This is a genomic window from Marinovum algicola (assembly GCF_900109145.1).
Lineage (GTDB): Bacteria > Pseudomonadota > Alphaproteobacteria > Rhodobacterales > Rhodobacteraceae > Marinovum > Marinovum algicola.
The window spans coordinates 119,141-139,951 of record NZ_FNYY01000006.1; the positions used below are offsets into that span (position 1 = coordinate 119,141).

The window sequence follows — 20,811 nt, forward strand, 5'->3', positions numbered from 1 at the left end:
CCGCGATGACAATGGCCGCGAAAATCGGCGGAAATACCGGCCGCGGGCTGGCCGCGATGCTGGTCAATCACACCGTTCTTCTGGCGGTCGGATTGCTCGGGATCGTCGCGATGATGATCCTGCCGGTACCCGCCGTCGTGCTGGATCTCGGCCTGTCATTTTCCTTCGCCCTGGCGATCCTGGTCTTTGTCATCGTGCTTTTCATCGATGAGCCGCTGGAGTTCTCTTCATTTCCGACCATCCTGCTGGCCGGGCTGATGCTGCGGCTGGCGCTCAATGTTTCGTCAACCAAGCTGATCATCGGCGAGGGTCACACCGGCACAAAGGCCGCCGGAAATGTCATCGACGGCTTCGCCAGCTTTATCATGGGCGGCAATTTTGTCATTGGTATCGTTACATTTTGTGTCATCCTTATCGTGAATTTCATGGTCATCACCAAGGGCGCCGCCCGCATGGCCGAGGTCGGCGCGCGCTTTGCGCTCGACGGCATGCCGGGCAAGCAGCTGGCGATCGATTCCGACGTTTCGGCCGGTGCCATCGATCACGAGACAGCCAAGCGGCGCCGCGAACATGATCAGCGCGAGACCACCTTCCTCGGCTCGCTCGACGGTGTGTCGAAATTCGTCAAGGGCGACGCGGTGGCCGGATTGCTGATCACCCTGCTCAATCTTGTTGTCGGCACGGCCAACGGCGTGCTCTCGCATGGCATGGAATTCACCGCCGCCTTGCAGACCTATGCCATCCTGACGGTGGGCGACGGCCTGGTGACGCAGATCCCGGCGGTGATCGTGTCGATCGGCTCGGCGCTGCTCCTGGCCAAGGGCGGCAACCTCGGCGCCGCCGATATCGCGGTACTCGGGCAGTTGGGCCGCCATCCCGCGGCTCTGATGGCGGTGGGGATCCTGCAACTGGTCTTTGCTTTGATGCCGGGCCTGCCACTGGCGCCCTTTCTGCTCGGGGCGGCGCTGTTCATCGCGCTGGGCCTACATCGTTACCGAAAACAGAGCGATGCCGGAGCAGTGCCCGAGGTCGCCGAAGCGCCCGAGGCCGCGCCGGCAAAACCGATCGGCGATGTCCTCGCGCTCGACGATATCCACCTCGAATTTGCCAGCGATCTGGTGGACATGGTGCTCGATCCGGCGTCCGGCCTCGACGCGCGGATATCCAACATGCGCACCCATATCGCCAGCGCCTTTGGCCTGATCCTGCCGGAAATCCGCCTGACCGACAATGTCACCGCCGACCCGGGCAGCTATATCATCCACATCCAGGGCGTCGAACAGGCGCGGGCGCAGGTGCACCCCGATCTGGTTCTGGCGCTGATCCCGCAGGGCGGCTCCGATCTGCCGTCGGGCCGCGACGTCGATGAGCCGGTCTATGGCGCGCCGGCGTGCTGGATCAAGCCGGAAGAGCAGGAGGATCTGGCGCTTCGGGGGCTGACCATCGTCACGCCGAACGAGGTGCTGGCGACGCATCTGCTCGAGGTCATCAAGACCAGTTTCAGCCGGCTCTTCACGCACAAGGCGTTGCGCCGCCTGCTCGACGAAATGGTCAACCTGTCAGAGCCCGACCGCGCCGAGGCCAACCGCAAGCTGTTCGACGAGATGATCCCCGACCGGGTGCCGATGGACCTCTTGCATCAGGTGCTGAAACATCTGCTGGAGGAACAGGTCTCGATCCGCAATCTGCCGGTGATCCTCGAAGCCATTGGCGAGGCGCGTAAATTCTCCAATCAGCCCGAGGGGATCTGCGAACATGTGCGGCAGCGGCTGGGCTTTCAGATCGTCGCCGGGCTCAAACGGCCGGACGGAACGGTGCCGCTGATTCAGCTGGCGCCGGAATGGGAGGACATCTTTGCCACCTATCAGGTGGACTCCGATCAGAACACGGTCGATGTGGCGCTGCCACCGGAGGTCTTTGCCAAGCTGACCAAATCCATGGCCGACCAGATCGAACAGAGCAGTGAAAGCGGCTTTGCCGCCTCGATCGTCACCTCTTCGCGGCGGCGGCGATTCCTGCGCCGGATCGCCCGTGCCAAGGGGTTTCAGACGCCGGTGCTTTCGTTCGAAGAGCTCGGGCTCGAAGCCAAGCCGATGCTGGTCGGCACCGTCGCCGCATGAGCCCCGAGGCGCTCTTTGATGTGCTGGGCGAGGGGATGCGGTTTGCCGCGATCGTGTTTTTCCGGATCGGCGCCGTGCTCTCGGTAATGCCCGGTATCGGCACCCGGAGCCTGCCGCTCCGGGTCCGGCTGGCGCTCGCGATCTCGCTGGCCGGGTTTTTTGCCGTGCTGCTGTTTGATCCCGCCGTGCCGGTGCCAGACCCGGATGTCGGGCTGCTGGCCAGCGAAACGGTCATCGGCCTCGCCATCGGCCTGGCGCTGCGCTTCATGATCCTTGCACTGCACACCGCGGGCACCATCGCCGCGCAATCCACGTCGCTCAGCCAGATTTTCGGCACCGACGGGGTCGAGCCGATGCCGGCAATCGGTCATGTGCTGGTGGTGGGCGGGCTGGCGCTGATGTTTCTCAGCGGGATGCATCTGCATCTTCTCGCCACTTTGGCCGGGTTCTATGACGTCTGGCCGATCGGCGCCCGCCCCGCGGCGGGCGACTTGGCCCTCTGGATCGCCGGCCATGTCAGCGAAACCTTTGTCCTGGCCTTCCGGTTGGCGGTGCCCTTTGTGATCCTGTCGATGCTCTACAACGTGACGCTCGGCGTCATCAACAAGGCGATGCCGCAGCTCATGGTCTCTTTTGTCGGTGCGCCGGTGATAACCTTGGGCGGGCTCATGCTTCTGGCCCTCAGCGCGCCTTACATGCTGGGCCTCTGGCAGGCGGCGCTGGCACGGTTCCTGAGCCATCCGCTTGGAGCCGGCTGATGTCGTCAGAGACGGAAACCGCCGACAAACCGCATGACCCGACGCCGAAGAAGCTCGACGATGCGCGCAAGAAAGGCGAGCTGGTCAAATCCTCCGAGGTCAATACGGCGGCGATGTATTTCGGCTTTCTGATCGCCGCGTCGGTCTTCGGCGCCGCGTCGCTGACGGCGCTGGGCCACGCCATGGCGCCGCTTCTGGCCCGGCCGCAGGGGCTTGCGCCCGGGGTTTTTGCCGGCGAGGGCACGCGCTTCGCCGGCAAGCTGATCGGTGCCGTGGCGTTGGCCATTGTGCCCTGGGTCGCCGTGCCGTTCCTGACCGTGCTGACAGCGATCATCGCCCAGCGCAGCCTGGTGTTTGCCGGCAAGAAGCTGGAATTCAAGGCCTCGCGGATCTCGCCCCTGCGCAATTTCAAGAACAAATACGGCTGGAACGCGCTGTTCGAGTTCTTCAAGAGCGCGGTAAAGCTGGTGATCTATGCCGCGATCCTCACCGGTTTTCTGCGCAACAAGAGCGACCTGATCATCGGCGCCATGCAGATGAACGCGGTCCGCGCCATCCTTCTCTGGCTCGAGCTTGCGGCGCAGCTCTTGGCCATCGTGCTGGCCATTGCGGTGGCCATGGCGGTAATTGATTACCTCTGGCAGTATCGCAGCCACATGGCCAAGAACCGGATGTCGGACAAGGAAATCAAGGACGAGGTCAAGGATGCCGAGGGCGACCCGCATCTGAAATCGGCGCGGCGCAGCAAGGCGCAGGAGATCGCCTTCAACCAGATGCTCAAACAGGTGCCCGAGGCCGATGTCGTGATCGTCAACCCGAGCCATTACGCGGTGGCATTGAAATGGGCCCGCACCGCCGGCGGCGCGCCGGTCTGCGTGGCCAAGGGGGTGGACGAGATTGCCCTGCGGATCAAGGAGATCGCCTATGAAGAAGGGGTTGCCGTGTACAGCGATCCGCCAACCGCGCGGGCGCTTTTCGCCCATGTGCGGCTCGACGCGCAGATCCTGCCCGAGCATTACGCGGCGGTGGCCGTGGCCATCCGCTATGCCGATGCGCTGAGCCGAAAGGCCCGATCATGGAGATGAGGCATGTGGCGGATTTGCACAAGGTGGCCGAGGCCCGGTTCGAGCGCGATGCGGCCGACCTGCGGCAGTCCTTGGCGGCAGAGGCCCGGCTGACCGCGGCGCTTGATGCCATCGCGGCCTCGCAGGCGCGCCGGTCCGAGGCGCTGACCGGCGATCTGGCGGTTGCCTTTGCCCAGACCGGTGCGGCGCTCTGGCAAACCTGGGCCGAGGCGCGGCGGCGCGAGTTGCTCATGGCGCTGGCCAATCAGCGGGCGGTGACAGAGGCGATCAAGCTCCGCGCCAGAGCCTCGTTCGGCCGCACCTCGGCGCTCGCGGCGCTGACGGATCAAACCCGCGAGGACATCCGCGAGGACGCCGCCCGGCGCGAGACCGAACGGCTGGTGGAGCTTGAGATGCACAGGCGGTGGATGAAGACGCCCGGCGATTGACCGCGGTCAGACGTCCTGGCGGGCGATATCGGTGATCAGCACGTCCTGCACCAGATCGCCGAAATGGCTTTGCGCGGTTTCCCGCAACGCCCGCCGCAGCACTTCGAGATTGCGCGAGCTGGTGAAGGTGCCGGTGAAGCCGCCCAGGTTGGCGTGATCGAAAAACACCTGGAGAAAGGCGTCGCGCAGCTTGGGTTCACGGGAATAGACCTCTTCCGACCGGCCCTCCGGCACCTCGACGCTCAGCGCGATCACCATCATCGAGGCGACCCTGGCCTCGCTGACCACCGGCACGATGAACTGATTGTTGAGTTTGATGTATTCGACGTCGGCGGTCGGCGTGGTCTCGTCCGGCGCCGGGTCATGCGCCGGTGCCATCTCGCCGCAGGGGTTGTCCAACTCGGCGAGGCCGGGCGCGGGCCGAAGCAGGACACCGGCGCCGACTCCGGCACCAATGCCGATCAGGGCCAGCAGGACTGGCAGGATCTTTCCCATGAGAACACCTCAGAATGGCAGAATGACATCAAGTACTTGCTGGCCGATGCGGGGCTGTTGCACGTCGCTGATCTGGCCCCGGCCGCCGTAGGAAATTCGCGCCGAGGCGATCTTGTCGTAGGTGATCTGGTTCTGACGCGAGATATCCTCGGGGCGGACATAGCCGGTGACGATCAGCTCGCGCAGTTCAAAATTGACGCGCACCTCCTGCACCCCCTGGATCGACAGGGTGCCGTTCGGCAGCACCTCGACCACCGTGGCGGCGATCCGCAGCTCGAGCTTTTCGTTGCGCCTGACCGAGCCGTCGCCGCCGGAACTGGACGCGGAATTCAGGTTGACGGCATTGTCCAGGGTAAAGCCCGGCGGCAGGTCTTCCGAGAGCCGCTGCGGCAGGCCGAGAAGCTGTGGCACCGCAAGCGATTCAGAGCCATTGCGCCCGCGGTTGGTGGAATTCGAGATTTCGGCGCTTTCGTCGATCTCGATCACCACGGTGAGGATATCGCCACGTTTGACGGCGCGCCGGTCGCCGAACAGCGAGGCCTGGCCGCCATCCCAGAGCGAGGGCTCCGGCATCCCCCGCCCGCGGGCGGTCTCGACCGGCAGGCCCGGGCTCAGCATGGCGAAATGCTCGGGCGTTTCCCGCGTGTCGGAGAAGGTCGGCGCACGGCCCAGGTGATCGAGGCGGGCGCATCCCGGCAGCATGCCAAGCGAGATCGCCACGGCGGCGCAGGTCATTTTCCTCATGTCTCGGGCCTCATTGACTGACGTTGATGGTGCCGTCCGGCTGAACGGTGCCGAATAGCGTGGTGCGCGACGACAGGTTCATCACGCGAATCCGGTCGCCCGCGCCGCCGCGGCCCAGCGCCCGGCCATCGGCAAGGATGCGCAGACCGCCGGAGGTGAAATGCAGGGTGACGATCTGGTTGCGCGTCACCAGCGCGGGCGGGCCGATGTCGCCGGGGCGGATCGGCCGACCGGCATAAAGCGTGACGCGGGTTTCCTGACCGATAAGCGCGGCCGGATCGGAAAACGCGCCCGGCACATCGGCGCTGCGCAGCGCCAGATCGGCGGGCGCAATGACGGTATTGGCGCGCAGGGTCCGGGCCGGCACAACCGTTTCGGACCAGGCGGCGCCGGCGAGACAGAGCAAGAGGATCGCCCAGAGCAGCCGCATCACCGCACCTGCGTCGTCGCGCCCAACATCTGATCGGCGGCGGAAATCACCTTGGCATTGAGTTCATAGCCCCGCTGCGCCTCGATCAGCTCGGAAATCTCGCGCACCGCGTCGACAGAACTGTCCTCGAGATAGCCCTGCCGCAGGATGCCCAGCCCGTCCTGGCCCGGGGCCGAGGTGATCGCCGGGCCGGAGGCCTCGGTCTCGAGAAAGAGGTTCGAGCCCATCGCCTCGAGCCCCTTGGCATTGGTGAAACCGGCCAGGGTGAACTGGCCCAGCAACTGCGCCTCGACGGTGTCGTTGAAATAGGCATAGACCTCGCCATCGGCATTGATCGAGATGCTGCGTGCGTCCTGCGGGATGACGATATCGGGCACCACGGGAAAGCCGTCCGAGGTGACGATCAGCCCCTCGGCCGAGCGTTTCAACCCGCCGTCACGGGTATAGGCGGGCTGGCCCGAGGGCAGGGTGACCTCGAGATAGCCCTTGCCGTCGATCGCCACGTCAAGATCGCTGCGGGTGGCCGAGAGCGCGCCCTGTTCGAGCTGCACCGACACCGCCGCCGGACGCACCCCGAGGCCAAGCTGCACCCCGGTGGGCAGGACCGTGCCGTCAGAGGCGCTGACGGCGCCGGCGCGGGCGTATTGCTGATAGTGCAGATCGGCAAATTCGGCGCGCCGCGCGTTGTAGCCGGTGGTCGACATGTTGGCGAGGTTCTGCGAAATGGTCTCGACCCGCATCTGCTGGGCGGTCATGCCGGTGGCGGCGATTTTCAGGGCACGCATGGCGGCCTCCTATTTGAGGAAGGTTTGCATCGCAGTGCGGATGCGTTCGTTTTCGGCGTCGAGAAAGCTCTGACCCATTTCATAGGCGCGCTGAACCGCGATCATCCGGGCGATCTGACGGATCGGATCGACGTTGGAATTCTCGAGAAACCCTTGCAACACGCGCGGGTTTTCCACCGGTGCAAAGCCCGCCTCGGCGCGGAACATCACGCCATCCTCGCGGATCAGGTCCTGGCCCGCGACCGGGCGCACTACGCCGAGTTGCGCCAGCGGTCTGCCGTTCGAGCTGAGCGTGCCGTCGCCGCCGATGGCAAGATCGGTGGCGTCCGGCGGTACGAAGATCGGCGCGCCGCCGGCGTCGAGCACCGGGTCGCCTTCCTTTGTCACAAGATCGCCCTGGCCGTTCGTCGAAAAATTGCCGGCCCGGGTCAGCCTTTCGCCGGCGGGAGTCTGGACGAGGAAATAGCCGCTGCCCTCGATGGCAAAATCGAACCGCCCGCCGGTGGGCGTCAGCGCGCCCTGCAATTCCGAGGCGGCGCCGATGTTGCCGCTGGCCATCGAGATCGAGGGGCCGTTTTCGACCCGCACCACATGTTCCGAGAACACCATGTTCTCGGCACGAAAGCCGGTGGTGGCGGCATTTGCGATATTGTTGGCGACGACCTGCATCTCGCGCATCAGCCCGGCTTGGCGGGTCAGCGTGGTATAGGTGGCGTTTTCCATGTCAGACCTCGACAATCAGGGGGATGATCCAGCTTTGGAAAAAGGCGGTGAGCCGTTCGGTCATGAAACTCATCGAGAGCCAGAAGACGGCGACGATGGCGGCCAGTTTCGGCACGAAGGTCAGCGTCATCTCCTGGATCGAGGTGAGCGCCTGAAACAGACCGATGGTGACCCCGGCCACCAGTGCCGCCGACAGGATCGGCAGCGACATGGTTACCGAAATCCAGAGCCCGTGGCGCATCGTGTCAAAGAAAACCGCCTCATCCATCGGTCAGACCGGCATCCGCAGGATTTCCTGATAGGCCTCGACCACCTTGTTGCGCATCGTCACCACGGTTTCGACCGCCAGTTCGGACTGCGCCAGGGCCTGCACCAGCGCATGCGGATCGGCGTCGCCGATCATGGCCGATTTGGCCGTTTCCTCGGCGGTTTGCAGCGTCCGGGCGAAATCCCGCGCGGTGTCGGCAAAGGCCGCGCCCATCGAATGGGGCGTGTCGTCCGGCTGGGTCGCAGGGCGAGAGGCCGCGTATTTCTGCGCGGCAAGGATTGAACGGACATCCATTCTGGGTCTCCTATCGGGTTATCTGCGCAACAGCTCCATCAGGCTCGATGACATCTGGCGTGCCTGGTCGAACATCTTGACGTTGGCCTCGTAGCTGCGCTGGGCTTCCCTGGCGTCGGCAATCTCGATCACCAGGTTGACGTTCGACCCCTCGTAATGGCCGGTGTCATCGGCCAGCGGATGCGAGGGATCGTAGATTTTGGCCAGATCGTTCTGATCCAGCCTGACGCGACCGGTGGTCACCTGGCCCCGCGTGTCGCCGTTCTGGCGCATCTCTTCGAACGGCACGGTTTTGCGCCGATAGCCGGGGGTGTCGGCATTCGCGATGTTTTCCGAAACATGGCGAAGTCGCGCTGCCTGGGCTTTCAGCCCGCTGGCAGAAACTGAGAAAGAGGATGAGAAATCGGTCATGTGTCAGGGCTCCGGGTCACTGGCGGCCAAGGCTCGAGCGCAGGATGTTGAGCGAGGCTCGGTAGACGGCGAGCGCCTTGTCATGCTGGCGGCGGATGTCGACCGCGCGCAGCATTTCGGTTTCGAGTGAGATAGAGTTGCCATTGGGGTCGCTGATTGCGCCCGGATCTTCCACCGGCGCGGCGGCGCCTTCGGCGCGGGCGCCGGAGAGATGACTGTCGCGGGTGGCGCGCAGCCCGAACTGGGCCTGCTGTTGCAGGACAAGCTGCGGAAAGGCGACCAGGTCGCGGGCCTTGTAGCCAGGGGTATCCGCATGGGCGAGATTGCGCGCGGCAATCGCCTGTCTGGCCCCGGCATGGCGGGCCATGGCCTGCGACATTTGCAGGACTTCGAGATTGTCGAACATCGGGGCTTCTCCCTCGATTGGCTTCAATCAAGGCTTAACCCTGATTCCTTTAGAAATGGTTTTCAGCAGATAATGGAGGCGCACGATGCAGACGCCGCGGCTGGAAGGTTTGAAAAACAGGATTGCGGGGCTCACGCCGGTCCGGCCGTTCGGCCGGGTGGCCAGCGTCGATGGCACCTATCTGATGGTGGCGGGCCTCGGGCAGAATGTGCGCATGGGCGATCAGCTGCGGTTGGTGCGTTCGCGCGGGGCGGCGCTGGGCGGCGAGGTGCTCAAGATCGCGGCTGGCGGGGTGATGATGCTGCCAGATGACGCGCTTGAAGGGGTGGCGCTGGGCGACAAGGTGTTCCTCATGCCCGAGGCGCAGATTGCGCCGCATGCCGGCTGGATCGGCCGGGTGATCGACCCCTACGGCCTACCGCTCGATGGCCGCGCGCTGCATGGCGGGCCGGAGCTGCGGCCGATCCACGCCCGGCCACCCGATCCGGCCAGTCGCCGGCGGCTGGGGGCGCGGCTCGGTACCGGGCTGGTGCTGTTCAACACCATGCTGCCGATCGTGCGCGGCCAGCGGATCGGGTTGTTTGCCGGTTCGGGCGTCGGCAAGACCAGCCTGCTCGGCCATCTCGCCCGCAAGATGGAGGCCGATGTCGTGGTGGTCGCGCTGGTCGGCGAGCGTGGCCGCGAGCTGCGCGATTTCGTCGATGATGTCATGGGGCCGGAAGGCATGGCGCGCAGTGTCGTCGTCGCCGCCACCTCGGATCGCTCGCCGCTGGTGCGCCGCCGCTGCCCCGCCGCGGCCATGGCGATTGCCGAGCATTTTCGCGATCAGGGCCTTCAGGTGCTGCTTCTGACCGATTCGATCACCCGGCTGGCCGACGCCCATCGAGAGGTTGCCGTGGCGGGCGGCGAGGTGCCGGCGCTGCGCGGCTATCCGCCCTCGATGGCGCATATGATCATGTCGCTCTGCGAACGCGCCGGGCCGGGGCCGGAGACCGGCGGCGATATCACCGCGATCTATACCGTGCTGGTCGCCGGGTCCGACATGAACGAGCCGGTGGCCGATGTGCTGCGCGGGGTGCTCGACGGGCATGTGGTGCTGGAGCGGGCCATCGCCGAACGCGGCCGGTTTCCCGCTGTCAACGTCCTACGCTCGGTCTCGCGCAGCCTGCCGGAGTGCGCCACCGAACGCGAGAACGCGCGTATCGGCCTCGCCCGAAAACTGCTCAGTGCCTACCACGGTTCGGAAACCATGATCAAAGCCGGGCTTTACAGCGCGGGTGGCGATCCGGTGCTCGACCAGGCGGTGCAGGTCTTTGACAAGCTCGACGGGCTGATCGCGCAGCAAGAAGACAGCATCGACAAGAGCTTTGCGCGGCTGGAGGTCGTGTTGCGGGAGGCCGAGGCCTTTCGCCCGAAATCGAAACCGCTGGCCAGGCCGCCCGCCGCGCGGCCGCAGCCCCGCCCGTGACAGGCCTATTGCGGGATGTTCCGAAGCAGGGTCAGCGCCACCGACATGCCGGAAAGAGCGGCACTCTCCTGAAGCTGGCCTTGCAGCAGAAATTGTTCCACCAGCCGTTCCCGCAGCTCGGGATCGGCAAAATCCGCCACCTCTGATACGCCGAACCGCGCCTGCGATTTTTCGCGGAACACGGCGAGCTGACGGTCGAGTTCGAGCTGCGAGAAGCTGTCCGGCAGGTTGAGCGCGGTTTCAAAGATTTTGCGCAGGGCAGGCACGCCCATCACCGTGTACCAGCGGCCGTTTTCGGTGGTGCCGGTGTCGGCGGCAAGTTCGGGAAGCGCGCGGTCGGCGTAGAGCGCGATCCGCAGGTTGTCATCCTGCGCGCCCACCGACGCCTCGAAGGAGGCCCGGTTGAATTTCTCCACCACGGTTTTGGCAAAATCCGCACCGGCGGTGTGGGGGCCGAGCGGCTGATCGAAACCGAAAGCCTCGGCGAATTGGGTATAGCGATCATCGGCCATCTTGTTGGCCAGCGCATCCGGCGCCAGGGTGCCGTCGGCAAGGATTTTCTGAATGAAATACCTGTTGTCGATATCCTCCTGAAGCCCGTAGGCCCCCAGCGCCACGCGCAACAAGCGGCGATCGCCGACCAGCTGTTCGGCGGTGTCGACCTTGGCGATATTGGCCGCGAAATAGGCGGTGTCGCGCGAGATCTCCGCCGACCGGTTGAGCGCGGCCTGCTGGGTTTCCATCGTCCGGCTCAGAAGCTTCCAGCCGACGAGGCCGGTGCCTGGAAGGATCGGTTGAAAGCTCATCTGTGCCCCGCGGCAAAAATTCGGTCCTCGCGCGGGATAAGCGCGCGCAGCGACTTGAGACATTGGTAGAACTGATCGCCGAGCAGGGCATCGGTCGCGGCGGTCAAGTGGCGGCGGCTGTCGGTATCGGTGAGGATCTGGCTGAGTTCCTCGATCCGCCGCAGCAGCTGCAACCGGGTTTCATCCGGTTCGGCGTCGCCGGTCAGCACAAGCTGCGTGGCGAAACAGACCCGGCGCACCGGCGTATTCGCTTCTTCCGGATGAATGGCGTCGCGCAGGCGCAGGATATTGGCGTTTGGGGTCACGATGTTGAGCCGGCTGCGCCGGTCGCCGTTTTCGATCACCGCGCCATTGATCAGCACTCGTTCCTTGGGCCCGAGTTTGAGAACGAGCCCGGTCATGTTCTCGCGCTCCCGCGACGCAAGCCGCGCAGGATCGCGGTGTTGATTTCCAGAAGCGGCACGACAGTGGCTTTCCGGGCCAGCACCTGTGCACTGTGGCGCTTGGTGAATTCCGACAGAAAGAAGATCCGCGCCTTGAGATCCTGGGGCAGGGGGTTGTCGCGATCGGCGACGTCGGCGGCGAGGATGGTCCAGAGCCTGTTGTTGCGGTGCAGGGCGCCGGCAAGACGGGGAAAATCCGAGGTCGCCTTTTCGGCGGCGGCCTTCAATTCGTGGGTGGTGCGGGCAATGGTCTCGTATTCGGCCCGGCGATCGGTTTTCGTGGCGGCGGATTGCGCATAGGCGCGGTGGGCCATGGACTGAGCGTTCATGCCGCATCCTTCCTTCTGGAGTATGAATTGTTGTCATCGGGCGGTCGGGGGGCGAAGACGGCCTTCGCCCCCGTCCGTCTCGGTTACCGGAAGAGCGACAGGAGCTGCTGCGGCGCCTGATTGGCGATCGAAAGCGCCTGCACACCCAGTTGCTGCTGCACCTGAAGGGCCTGGAGGCGGGCCGAGGCCTCTTCCATGTCGGCGTCCACCAGGCTGCCAATGCCCGAGGTCAGTGAATCGGCCAGGTTCATGATGAAGTCCGATTGGGTCTCGATCCGGCTTTCGACCGAGCCGAAGGCCGCCGCGGCTGACGTGGCCGCCTGGATCATGCCTTCGATATTGCCCAGCGCGGTTTCCGCGCCGGCCTCGGTCGAGACATCCATGCTGGACAGCTGCGCCAGGGCGCCGGTGCCGCGTTCCTGGGTCAGCGTGACGCCGATGCCGGTCTCGGAAGTGAGGTTCTCGACATCGAGCGTGCCCGCCCCGAGCGTCAGCGAGAAGTCGTTGGTATCGAGCCCGGCTTGCAGCATGCCGTTTTTCAGACCGGCCAGGACGGCATTTGCATTGTCGCCTTCCCGAACGACATAGCTGCCCTCGATATTGCCGATTTGCAGACGCATGGTATCGCCGGCGACAAGGCCGGTGGTGACCGCATTGTCGACACCCGCGTCAGAGGCCTTGAGCGCCGACGTGCCGGTTGCGCCGCCGCTCGTGTCAAGGAAGGCCGAGCCGAGCGCGATCTGGACATCGTCGTCGGTGCCGCCGTTTTCGTCCAGCGATGCGGTGTCGGCGGTGGCCGCCGTGATCGTCGTGCCGGTATCTGTCGACAGGTTCTGAGCATCGACGCCGATGTTGGACACGCTGATCGCGCCGGAATTGTCTCGGTCCAGCGACGACAGCACATCGGCGCCGAGATTGCCGTTGGAGTTGAAGGCGCCGGCCGTGCCGTTGACCAGATTCAATCCGTTGAACTGCGCGGCGCCGACCACCGATTCGATCTGGCCGATGATGGCCTGGACGTCGTCCTGAAGCGTTCCGCGATCGAGATTGTCCGCCTGGGCGCTGACAATCAGATCCTTCATGTCGGTCAGAAGATCTGTGACGGTCTCGGAAGCGTTCCGCGCGACAGCCACGGTCGATTGGCCCAGCGAGAGATTCTCGCCGATCGACTTGAAGCCTTGCACATCGGATTCCATGACTTTGGAAATTGCCCAGATCGCGGCGTTGTCCTTGGCATTGGCCACCGATTTACCGGTCGAAATTTCCGATTGCACATCCGAAAGGCTTTTGTTGATCCCCTTGAGGGTTTGAAGCGCGACCATTGCGCTGGAGTTGGTCAGAATACTGGACATAGATTATCCTCATAAGCGAGACGCTTTTGCGTCAATTTCATGCCACAGCCGGTCTCCCGGCATCTCTGTCATTCTGACACTTGCAATCTGCACGAACTTCGCGTTGATTGCGCCACCATCAGGGGTGCATCGCCACCATGGAGCCGTTGTCCTAAGGGTTTGCTAATGCGTGCCTCATTGTTTGGCAGGATTCGCCTAAAAACGGTCAGGCCCGTTTTTCAAGCCGGCCTCCGGGGGATATATCGATCATCTTGCGCCGGCCGGAGCGGTCATAGGTCTCAAGCGACCTGCGCACCTTTCGAATCGCTGCGAATCTCTGTGCGACGGCCTCGATCCCCTTCATGGCGCTTTCAATAAGTTCTTGATTACGAGTGATTTTGATGCGAATCTCGTCAAGCCCTTCGGTGTCGGAGGCGGCGCATTCAGCCAGGTCACGCAGCAATTTCTCCTTGGTGTCGAGCACGCGCCCCACGGCATCAATGTCGCCCGCGAGAAGCGCCGCCCGCTCGGTCTCCAGAAGATCGTTCAATTCGTCCAGAATTGCTATGTCGCGATCAGCCATTTTCGGCCTCGATCATCGTTTTGACGAACGCTTCGCTCAGCCCCAATCCACCGGCTTCGACCATCGCATTCGCCTGCGCGCGAACGAGAAACGATGAGAATTGTTCTTCTCCTATTCCACCGTTGAAACTGTCCGGTTGTCTGCCGAATCCGGCGGATTTCAACATTTCCGCCAAAAACGTCACTTCCAATTCATGCGCCACTTGCCTTGCTTCTTCGGAGGTGGCTGGTTGCCGGGCCACATGTGGGCCAATTGGCTGAATCAATAATGACATTGGGCAGTCCTCACAAATTGTTCCGGTTTTTTCCAATTTGCCGCAGGACCGGTAAAGAACTGGTAACCGTCATGGCGGATAAAGGCTGGAGTTGGGAAGAATTCCTGGAGTCCTTATGCAAATTGAATCGATTTCCGGCGGCCTCGGGTTTCTGCGCGCTGTGCCGAAGCTCGAAGGTCTCCCTCCGGGCGCGGAGCGAACGGTCAGCTTCAGCCAGATGTTCCTGACTGGCCGGAGCGCCTTTGCTGACAAGGAGAAGGGCAACGCAGCCGCTCCTGGCGTTGGGGGAACGGGGGCTGCGCCTGATCGGAAGGGTTCGGATGCAACCGCCCCGGAGGCGGCCGTCGCCGAATTGGCCCAGCCCCCTTCCGCCAAGGTGAGCCCGCCCGAAACGATCGGGCCTGCACCGGAAGGCCGGGAAATCGCGGCGGACAAGGCTGATGCCAAGACGGTGGCCACCCTGTCCGCCGTGCCCGAGGCGGAGAGCAGCGGGTCGACCTGGCCTTTGCCTGCGGATCGGCCCGTGCAACCCGAAGCGGATTTCCTTGCCGATGGGAATATCGCTGCACGCCGTGGCGGCGACGGCTTGTCGACACAGCCGCCCGCCTTGCTGTCCGGCAACGGGGATGCGCCCGATGCAAAGTTACTAGGGCCGGTTGAGCAGACGCCGAAACCGCGGGGGCAAGGCGCTGACATGGACGCCGATACGCGGATGGCTATGTCGCGTCAACCTATTGAAGAATTGAAGAAAAACTCGGAATCTCCGACGGATTCGAATTGGAGGGAAAAGCCCGATCAGGCGGAACGTGCCTTCCGAAAAATCGATCCCTCGGAAACGGACTCCGCGCGCGGGCGCGTGCCGGATATGATTGTGCGCGCCGCCGCGGTGGAAACCAGGAATTCCTCTCGCATTGCGCCGCTGACGAGTGGCAAGCCGGCACCGCACAATTGGCCCGGACGCTCGGTTGGGCCGGAGCCCGCAGCGGCGCAACCGGCATTGGCTGATCGGCGCGCCGCCGGTGAGGCTCGCGCAGTCACGGACACGGCGATGGGCGCAGAGCGCGCCCCGAGGCAGATGACCGCCATGCCATCGGAGCCCCTGCCGATAATTTCTGAACCGAGCCGGAAGGATGCGCGCGCGGCTTCGGGCCGCTCCGCACAGGCTTCATCTTCCCGGCCGCCTCGCGAGCCCACCGAGGTGAAATCCCCGCCGCAACAATGGCTCCAGCCGACAGACCGACAAAACACCCATGTCCCGCCTGCGGGTTCTAGTCGGTCGGCGCAGGGCGCGGAAATGCCGGATGACAGCCCCGGACATCGCAATCCGCTGTCGCAGGAGGAGGCGGTTCTTTTTCCGGCGGCAACTGCTGAACCGAAGCCGAACCCGGGGCGGGGTGCGACGGATGTGTCGGACCCGCGTTACGGCTATTCCACCCAGAACGGATCACCACGGCGCGCCGCCGTTCCGGCGCTGACGATCCCGTCGAGCGAAGCTAGGTCAAGCGAGGTGAAACACCCGAGGTCGATGCGGCCGGCAGAACCGGAAAGCACTGGGGATATGTCGAATTTTCGGCGCGTTAGATCTCCGATGATGGCGGCTATTGGGGGCTCTGCTCTATCGGAGGGGGCATCTGGGCCGCCGTCCGCAAATTCTGCCCGAGATTTGGCCGGGCCGCGGGAACGGCCTTCGACGGAAATGATGGCCGGCGCCGAGGGCAAGACGACAGCGGCCGGGAGTAGTGCAGAGAAGAGCGGCGCCATCTCGCGGCCTCCGGGCGACATTCCGCAGCCGGCTGCGGCGCCGGTCAAAGCGGCGGAGGCGAACCGGGGTGGGGGGGCTCGCTTTCCGGCAAATGAATACTTCTTCGAGCCGGACCACCCGCGCCCAAAGGCCGTCCCGCGTGACGTGCAGACCGACGGCGCGCAGCTGCATTTTCGCGACCGGAACCCCCGGCTTGCCGCCATTTCAGCAGACCGAGCAACGCGCGAACAGCCCGCTGAAACCGAGCCAATGGCGCGCGAGTCCCCTGACCCTGGCCGGGCGGGGCGTCGCGCCGGGCGGGACGTTCCAACTTCGGCACCGATGTCCGGGGCGTCCGGTGTGGTGGCGAGCCTCCCGTGGGCAAATTCCTCTGGCGGTGCCGGGACAGGCGACAAGTTTGTCGCCAGGTCAGCTGCCGATCCGGCTGCCTTTCCGCCCCGCAATGGCCTAAGCGGGCCAGACGAAACCGGCGAGGATGCTCGCAGGCCTGTAACCACAGGTGATCCTGAGGTATCGACCCACCGCCAGCGGAGGGAGCCTGCGCCGCGAGGCCTTGATCGGATGGACGCCACGCGCCCAGGGATCTCGACCGGTTTCGACCCCTTGCCCGACCATGTGTCGACGGGCCTTCAAAATCGGGGTCCCGATCGGGGGGACGAAGCGGAAGCTCCCGGCGACCGGCTTGCAACGGGCCGTGGTGAGTTCTCCGGCCGCCCGGTTGCCGAGTTGATTGTCAGGGCTGGGGCAGGACAGGTCGCGGCGTCGGACGAGCGGGCCGCCTTGGTGAGCCCGGCCGGTTTTGCGCCAGAGACCCCGAGCGCGCCACAGGCGGAGAGCCTGCTCAGGCAGAGCGGGTCGCAGGGGCCGCCGACGGCCCACGCCGCGCAGACGATGGCGCGTGAGATTGCCCAGCAGATGGCCCCAGTCGTGCGCGCCATGCCCGGCGAATTCACCGAAATCACCCTGCGACCGGAAGAGCTCGGGCGTGTCCAGATGCGGATGCGCGGGCAGGAGGGGCAGATCCTGCTTCAGGTTGTCACCGAACGGCCCGAAACCCATGATCTCATGCGGCGCCATATCGACGTCGTCGAACGCGCCTTCCGCGACCTCGGATACAGCGAAATCGCTTTCGAATTCTCCACCTCCGGTCAGAGCAAGCGCCAGCCCTGGTCCGAAATCCCGGCGGGTGACCCGGAAGTTTCGCCAGAAACAGCCGAGGCGGAGGATGCCGCGCCCGGGCCTGAAACCGAGGGCGCGGCCGCGCGCCTCGATATCCGTGTATAGGAGAGCGAGATGATCCCAGCCACCAGCCCGCAGGCACAGACCACAGCGCAGGCTGCGTCGCCGGTGCCGACCACTTCGAGCAGAGGTGCGTTGTCTTCCGACTTTGACACGTTCCTGCAAATGCTCACCGCGCAGATGCGCAATCAGGACCCGCTCAACCCGCTCGATTCCACCGAATTCGCCTCGCAACTGGCGACGTTTTCCTCTGTCGAGCAACAGGTTGTCACCAACGACCTGTTGGGCAGCATGATCACCCTTCTGGGGGTCGGCGGGCTGGGCGATATGGCGAACTGGGTCGGTCGCGCGGTGCGCTCTGACGCGCCGGCCTATTTCGACGGCACGCCGATTGCCCTCTCGGTGGCCCCGTCGCATCTGACTGACGAGAGCTATCTCGAGGTCTATGACGACACGGACACTCTGGTGCAGCGACTGCCATTGACGCCCGGACAGACCACCTTTGAATGGGCCGGCGTCGATGACAGCGGCACGCCGTTTGTGGCCGGCCACTACAACTTTGTGGTGGACAACATTTCGCAGGCCGAATCAATCGGTCAGACACCGGTTTCGAGCTATCAGGAAGTGACGGAAGCCCGCATAAACAACGGAGAACTTGTGCTTGTGCTCAACGGTGGATACCCCGTAGACGTGGAAAACATCACCGGAGTTCGCGCTCTGGGGTGAATGCTACACCAGTTGACCGGTATTTGAGCAGCGGAAATTGGGCACATGATGCATTCTCGACACAAAAAACCTTGGGTCACGCCGATTTGTTGCACAAAAGACGCGGTGCGCGGGGCAGCGAATTTTCGCAGGATTTTCACGATGAACGGGTTTGAAACCAAAGGGCCTTCGTAGTAGCTTCTTTCCGCGTGGGGTGCGTGTTCACCCAAGAATGTCTGGAGAACATTATGAAAAAATTTGCCATGGCAGCAGCAGCTGCTACTTTTATTGCGTCGGCTGCACCTGCTGTTGCTCAGCAAGCTGATACGGCCGCAGATCCCTTTGTTGCGACTCAAGGTACCACTGAACTGGCCGTTATTGGCGCCGTGACCACCTTGGTGATCATTGCAGCAGCCTCGAATGGCAGCGGCAGCTCGTCGGGCACCGACTAAGTTTTTTTTACAGAGAATTCCTGATGCGGCGGCCCGGATGGTCGCCGTTTCTGCGTTTGGGGGCCAAAACCGAGCCGCTCGGACCTGAACGCCCCGGCCCGGGCCGTGACGCCGCCGTTCAGAACAGCGGCAGCAGCACGGCGGCGGTGGCGAACCCGGCAAGAAGACCGGTCGCGAGATAGGCCCACCGGGACTTGCGGCCCTTGTCGGGGGCGGGATCGGCGTTGCGCCCGGCCTCGGCGAGCAGCGCGTTTTCCACCAGCGCCGGCAGTCGCGGCCCGAACCGCGCCAGAACCTGCGCGGTGCGGGCGAGATCGCCGGCAAAGGCGCGCGGCCCGAGACTGCCGCGGATGTAATCCTCGACAATCGGATGGGCGACTTCCCAGATGTTCATGCGTGGGTTCAGCGCGCGGGCCACGCCTTCGACCACCACCATCGTGCGTTGCAGCAGGATCAGCTCGGTGCGAGTCTCCATGCCGAAACGTTCCGTCACTTCAAAGAGGTACGAGAGCAGCTTGGCCATGGAAATGCGCGTCGCATCCATGCCGAAAATGGGTTCGCCGACGGCGCGCAGGGCGCGGGCAAATTCATCCACATCGCGGTCGGCGGGGACATAACCGGCCTCGAAATGCACTTTGGCGACGCGCTGATAGTCGCGGCGGATGAAGCCAAAGAGGATCTCGGCATAAACCCGGCGGGTGTATTCATCGATATGGCCCATGATGCCGAAATCATAAGCGATGATATCGCCGCTCGGCGCGACCTTGAGGTTGCCGGGGTGCATGTCGGCATGGAAAAAACCGTCGCGCAGGGCGTGGCTGAGGAACAGCTGCAAGACCCGCTCGGAGAGCGCCACGCGGTCATGCCCGGCGGCGTCCAGCGCGGCGTTGTCGCCCAGCGGCACACCCTCGGCCCAGCCCATGGTCATCACCCGGCGATCCGACAGGTGCCATTTGATCTCGGGCAGCTGAAAGCCGTCGTCGTCCTTGGTGTTGGCGGCGAATTCCGAGGCGGCGGCGCTTTCCAGCCGCAGGTCAAGCTCGCCCATCACGACGCCTTCGAAATGACGGATCACTTCCATCGGGCGCAGACGCCGCGACGAGGGCGATATCAGCTCGATGGCGCGGGCGGCGAAATAGAAGGCGTCGATGTCCTGGCGAAAGGCGCGTTCGATGCCGGGGCGCAGCACCTTGACGGCCACGGTCTCGCCGGTCTCGCGCACCCGGGCCTTGTGGACCTGGGCAATCGAGGCGGCGGCGACCGGCGGGCTGATCTCGGCAAAGATCTCGTCGGCGGGGCGGCCCAGCGCCTGGGTGATGCTGGTGCGGGCGGCCTCGACGGTGAAGGGGGGCAGCTTGTCCTGCAAGACGCGCAGCTGTTGCGCCAGATCGTCGCCCACCACGTCCGGCCGGGTCGAGAGGATCTGGCCGAACTTAATATAGGCCGGCCCCATCGCCGTCAGCGCCCGGGTCACCGGCGGCAGGCTGGGGTCGCCGCGAAAGCCCAGCCATTTGAACGGCCAGCCCAGGGTTTTTGCCGCAGCGCGCAAGGCCGGCGGCGCATCCAGCGCGTCGAGCACGTCGTTCATCGCGCCGGTGCGTTCCAGCGTGGCGCCGGTGCGGATCAGCCGCAGGACATTGTGCGGGCCGCGCATCAGAGCTTCCAGCCGGAATGCAGGCAGGCAACGCCCAGCGTCAGGTTGCGATACTTGGCCTGTTCAAAGCCGGCGGTGCGGACCATCCCGAGAAAGGTGTCCTGATCCGGGAAGCGGCGGATCGATTCGACCAGATATTGATAGCTGTCGCGGTCGCCGGCGATCGCCTGGCCCATGGCGGGAATGACGTTGAAGGAATAGCGGTCATAAGCCCATTGCAGCCCGGGATTGGGAATCTGGCTGAATTCCAGCACCATGAGCCGGCCGCCGGGGCGCAGCACGCGGTAGGCCTCGGAGAGCGCCTCTTCGGGCCGGGTCACGTTACGGATGCCGAAGCTGATGGTATAGACGTCAAAGGTATTGTCGGGGAAGGGCAGGGCCATGGCGTCGCCCACCACCCAGTCGAGGCTGCCGGCCATCTGTTCGGCCTCGGCGCGCTTGCGACCTTCGATCAGCATCGGTTCGGTCAGGTCGAGCACGGTGGCATAGCCCTGGCCCGCACGTTTCAGGAAGCGAAAGGAAATGTCGCCGGTCCCGCCGGCCACGTCGAGCAGCCTGTGCCCCGGGCGCGGCGCCAGCCAGTCCATCATCGCATCCTTCCAGATCCGGTGAATGCCCATCGACATGGCGTCGTTCATCACGTCGTAGCGCGAGGCCACGGAATTGAAGACGCCCTGCACCCGGCCGGCCTTTTCCTCTTCGGGCACGGTCTGATAGCCGAAATGCGTTGTCTTCTGCGCGTCGTCACTCATGGGGGCTTGCCGTTTTATTGTCTCCGGCTTTCTTATAGAGCGCTGAATGGCCGTTACAATGCGGCC

General features: G+C 64.4%; 25 protein-coding genes. 8 read left to right on the forward strand and 17 right to left on the reverse strand.

What is annotated here, in order from left to right; genetic code table 11:
* Positions 1 to 11 precede the first annotated feature (11 nt).
* The 4 genes from BMW90_RS10610 to BMW90_RS10625 are packed head-to-tail and all read left to right on the forward strand — an operon-like array spanning position 12 to position 4,391.
* On the forward strand, positions 12 to 2,120 hold the full coding sequence (locus tag BMW90_RS10610; protein ID WP_244526482.1) for a flagellar biosynthesis protein FlhA: 2,109 nt from the start codon (positions 12 to 14) through the stop codon (positions 2,118 to 2,120).
* Positions 2,117 to 2,878: a flagellar biosynthetic protein FliR gene (locus BMW90_RS10615; RefSeq protein WP_074836529.1), complete on the forward strand. Its 762-nt coding sequence runs from the start codon at positions 2,117 to 2,119 to the stop codon at positions 2,876 to 2,878. Before BMW90_RS10610 ends, BMW90_RS10615 begins: the two co-directional genes overlap by 4 nt.
* Entirely contained in the window at positions 2,878 to 3,963 is a 1,086-nt protein-coding gene (locus BMW90_RS10620) for an EscU/YscU/HrcU family type III secretion system export apparatus switch protein (protein WP_074836530.1), read from the forward strand. The genes BMW90_RS10615 and BMW90_RS10620 overlap by 1 nt, the downstream gene beginning before the upstream one ends.
* On the forward strand, positions 3,954 to 4,391 hold the full coding sequence (locus BMW90_RS10625) for a hypothetical protein (protein WP_074836531.1): 438 nt from the start codon (positions 3,954 to 3,956) through the stop codon (positions 4,389 to 4,391). Before BMW90_RS10620 ends, BMW90_RS10625 begins: the two co-directional genes overlap by 10 nt.
* 6 nt (positions 4,392 to 4,397) lie before the next feature.
* Here BMW90_RS10625 and BMW90_RS10630 read toward each other — a convergent pair whose 3' ends face one another.
* The 9 genes from BMW90_RS10630 to BMW90_RS10670 are packed head-to-tail and all read right to left on the reverse strand — an operon-like array spanning position 4,398 to position 8,947.
* The gene (locus BMW90_RS10630) at positions 4,398 to 4,886 is read right to left on the reverse strand and encodes a flagellar basal body-associated FliL family protein (RefSeq protein ID WP_074836532.1); all 489 of its coding nucleotides are present in this window, start codon (positions 4,884 to 4,886) and stop codon (positions 4,398 to 4,400) included.
* Positions 4,887 to 4,895: 9 nt separating this feature from the next.
* Entirely contained in the window at positions 4,896 to 5,630 is a 735-nt protein-coding gene (gene flgH / locus BMW90_RS10635) for a flagellar basal body L-ring protein FlgH (protein WP_048533591.1), read from the reverse strand.
* Between the two features lie 10 nt (positions 5,631 to 5,640).
* The gene (gene flgA / locus BMW90_RS10640) at positions 5,641 to 6,060 is read right to left on the reverse strand and encodes a flagellar basal body P-ring formation chaperone FlgA (protein ID WP_074836533.1); all 420 of its coding nucleotides are present in this window, start codon (positions 6,058 to 6,060) and stop codon (positions 5,641 to 5,643) included.
* Entirely contained in the window at positions 6,060 to 6,845 is a 786-nt protein-coding gene (gene flgG, locus BMW90_RS10645) for a flagellar basal-body rod protein FlgG (RefSeq protein WP_074836534.1), read from the reverse strand. Before flgG ends, flgA begins: the two co-directional genes overlap by 1 nt.
* 9 nt (positions 6,846 to 6,854) lie before the next feature.
* Entirely contained in the window at positions 6,855 to 7,568 is a 714-nt protein-coding gene (locus BMW90_RS10650; RefSeq protein ID WP_074836535.1) for a flagellar hook-basal body complex protein, read from the reverse strand.
* Position 7,569: 1 nt separating this feature from the next.
* On the reverse strand, positions 7,570 to 7,836 hold the full coding sequence (locus tag BMW90_RS10655; protein ID WP_048533595.1) for a flagellar biosynthetic protein FliQ: 267 nt from the start codon (positions 7,834 to 7,836) through the stop codon (positions 7,570 to 7,572).
* A gap of 3 nt (positions 7,837 to 7,839) precedes the next feature.
* Positions 7,840 to 8,130, reverse strand: coding sequence for a flagellar hook-basal body complex protein FliE (gene fliE / locus BMW90_RS10660; RefSeq protein WP_074836536.1), 291 nt, complete (start codon positions 8,128 to 8,130; stop codon positions 7,840 to 7,842).
* Positions 8,131 to 8,148: 18 nt separating this feature from the next.
* A complete protein-coding gene (gene flgC, locus BMW90_RS10665; RefSeq protein WP_074836537.1) occupies positions 8,149 to 8,541 on the reverse strand; it encodes a flagellar basal body rod protein FlgC in 393 nt (130 codons plus the stop codon).
* 16 nt (positions 8,542 to 8,557) lie between these two features.
* Positions 8,558 to 8,947: a FlgB family protein gene (locus tag BMW90_RS10670; RefSeq protein ID WP_074836538.1), complete on the reverse strand. Its 390-nt coding sequence runs from the start codon at positions 8,945 to 8,947 to the stop codon at positions 8,558 to 8,560.
* A gap of 85 nt (positions 8,948 to 9,032) precedes the next feature.
* Here BMW90_RS10670 and BMW90_RS10675 point away from each other — a divergent pair, with 85 nt between their 5' ends.
* Positions 9,033 to 10,415 carry a FliI/YscN family ATPase gene (locus BMW90_RS10675; RefSeq protein ID WP_074836539.1) on the forward strand — a complete coding sequence of 461 codons (1,383 nt, stop codon included), beginning with the start codon at positions 9,033 to 9,035 and terminating at the stop codon, positions 10,413 to 10,415.
* Positions 10,416 to 10,420: 5 nt separating this feature from the next.
* Here the strand turns inward: BMW90_RS10675 and BMW90_RS10680 are convergent, their stop codons facing one another.
* The 6 genes from BMW90_RS10680 to BMW90_RS10705 all read right to left on the reverse strand — a co-directional run bounded on the left by BMW90_RS10680 (position 10,421) and on the right by BMW90_RS10705 (position 14,181).
* Positions 10,421 to 11,221: a DUF1217 domain-containing protein gene (locus tag BMW90_RS10680; RefSeq protein ID WP_074836540.1), complete on the reverse strand. Its 801-nt coding sequence runs from the start codon at positions 11,219 to 11,221 to the stop codon at positions 10,421 to 10,423.
* Positions 11,218 to 11,622 (reverse strand): flagellar biosynthesis repressor FlbT, encoded by a 405-nt coding sequence (flbT, locus tag BMW90_RS10685; RefSeq protein WP_048533601.1) that lies wholly within the window; start codon positions 11,620 to 11,622, stop codon positions 11,218 to 11,220. Before flbT ends, BMW90_RS10680 begins: the two co-directional genes overlap by 4 nt.
* Positions 11,619 to 11,993, reverse strand: a complete 375-nt coding sequence (gene flaF / locus BMW90_RS10690) for a flagellar biosynthesis regulator FlaF (RefSeq protein WP_048533602.1) — start codon at positions 11,991 to 11,993, stop codon at positions 11,619 to 11,621. The genes flbT and flaF overlap by 4 nt, the downstream gene beginning before the upstream one ends.
* 83 nt (positions 11,994 to 12,076) lie before the next feature.
* Complete coding sequence (locus BMW90_RS10695) at positions 12,077 to 13,345, reverse strand: flagellin (RefSeq protein WP_048533603.1); 1,269 nt, start codon at positions 13,343 to 13,345, stop codon at positions 12,077 to 12,079.
* 205 nt (positions 13,346 to 13,550) lie between these two features.
* The gene (locus BMW90_RS10700) at positions 13,551 to 13,907 is read right to left on the reverse strand and encodes a hypothetical protein (protein WP_074836541.1); all 357 of its coding nucleotides are present in this window, start codon (positions 13,905 to 13,907) and stop codon (positions 13,551 to 13,553) included.
* Positions 13,900 to 14,181: a rod-binding protein gene (locus tag BMW90_RS10705; RefSeq protein ID WP_048533605.1), complete on the reverse strand. Its 282-nt coding sequence runs from the start codon at positions 14,179 to 14,181 to the stop codon at positions 13,900 to 13,902. Before BMW90_RS10705 ends, BMW90_RS10700 begins: the two co-directional genes overlap by 8 nt.
* Before the next feature lie 115 nt (positions 14,182 to 14,296).
* Between BMW90_RS10705 and BMW90_RS10710 the strand changes: the two genes are divergently transcribed.
* The 3 genes from BMW90_RS10710 (at position 14,297) to BMW90_RS26335 (ending at position 18,339) form a co-directional block, all read left to right on the forward strand.
* Positions 14,297 to 17,227, forward strand: a complete 2,931-nt coding sequence (locus BMW90_RS10710; RefSeq protein ID WP_074836542.1) for a flagellar hook-length control protein FliK — start codon at positions 14,297 to 14,299, stop codon at positions 17,225 to 17,227.
* Positions 17,228 to 17,236: 9 nt separating this feature from the next.
* Positions 17,237 to 17,908, forward strand: coding sequence for a flagellar hook capping FlgD N-terminal domain-containing protein (locus BMW90_RS10715; protein WP_074836543.1), 672 nt, complete (start codon positions 17,237 to 17,239; stop codon positions 17,906 to 17,908).
* Between the two features lie 227 nt (positions 17,909 to 18,135).
* Positions 18,136 to 18,339, forward strand: coding sequence for a hypothetical protein (locus BMW90_RS26335; protein ID WP_139211319.1), 204 nt, complete (start codon positions 18,136 to 18,138; stop codon positions 18,337 to 18,339).
* A gap of 118 nt (positions 18,340 to 18,457) precedes the next feature.
* Here the strand turns inward: BMW90_RS26335 and ubiB are convergent, their stop codons facing one another.
* Both ubiB and ubiE read right to left on the reverse strand, forming a co-directional pair.
* Positions 18,458 to 19,993, reverse strand: coding sequence for a 2-polyprenylphenol 6-hydroxylase (gene ubiB, locus BMW90_RS10720; RefSeq protein WP_074836544.1), 1,536 nt, complete (start codon positions 19,991 to 19,993; stop codon positions 18,458 to 18,460).
* Positions 19,993 to 20,745, reverse strand: coding sequence for a bifunctional demethylmenaquinone methyltransferase/2-methoxy-6-polyprenyl-1,4-benzoquinol methylase UbiE (gene ubiE, locus BMW90_RS10725; protein WP_074836545.1), 753 nt, complete (start codon positions 20,743 to 20,745; stop codon positions 19,993 to 19,995). The genes ubiB and ubiE overlap by 1 nt, the downstream gene beginning before the upstream one ends.
* Positions 20,746 to 20,811 lie beyond the last annotated feature (66 nt).